At 44.9% G+C, this 861-nt stretch carries 1 protein-coding gene; it reads right to left on the reverse strand.

The window, feature by feature from the left end; translation table 11 throughout:
• Positions 1-144: 144 nt before the first annotated feature.
• Positions 145-861 (reverse strand): sphingomyelin phosphodiesterase (locus A3735_RS08105; RefSeq protein WP_197485763.1); only part of this gene is annotated, 717 nt, incomplete at its 5' end.

Below are 861 nucleotides of genomic sequence, written 5' to 3' on the forward strand. Positions count from 1 at the left end.
AAGCTCGATATAGATTTGATATATATCGGCGCGATGTGTCAGCCGGGAGAAAGCGAGTCGAGCGTCTTTTGCCTCGCTCTAAACGAAAAAAACCCACACTAAGCAGTGTGGGTATCAATACGCAACTAAGGTAGTAAAAGTGGCTTACTCAGCGAATACAAACTCACTCGCTACAGGGTAGTGATCTGACAAGTCCCAAGTGGTCCAGTGATCCCATTCAATACTACGAGGCGTCAGCATCTTGTTATGAGAATAAACTGGCGCTTGATGCTCGTTTGAATACAACACATAGTCTAAGTACTCATTGTATTGATCATCCGCATAAACATTCACAGGGCCTGCGTAAGAGTAAGGGTACTCGCCTAACGCTGTAGGTTCTGTTGCATTCATAAGCGATAAAAAGTCTACGTGCTCTTGTGGGAAGTTCACCTTATCGACGTTGAAATCTCCCGCCATCAGTACAGGTTGATCTGATGGGATGTTCTTGCTATCTACAAAACCTTTTAGCTGCGCTAGCTGAGAAAATCGAACCGCAATATCATCTGCTGTCGTGTAGGCATGCGTGTGGGTTCCAAACAGGTTATAGATTTTCCCCCCCTTATCAATTTTCGCATAGTTCATGCCCTTAGACGCTAAGCAACCATCTGCCCGACATGCGTCATAGACAACATCATCGTGCTCAATAATCGGGTGACGACTCGCAATGAAAGAGCCACCTGTCAGTAACTTACCAAGCTTGAATGGAATGTCTGTCAGGTAAGGATATTCCTCACTGATCTTGCTTCTAAAATGTGCTGTCAGAATCGGGTCAAAAAGCTCCTGAAATACAACTGCATCGTAGCCTTTTACAAGCTCTGCGAT

It is taken from the genome of Oleiphilus sp. HI0061 (assembly GCF_001635675.1).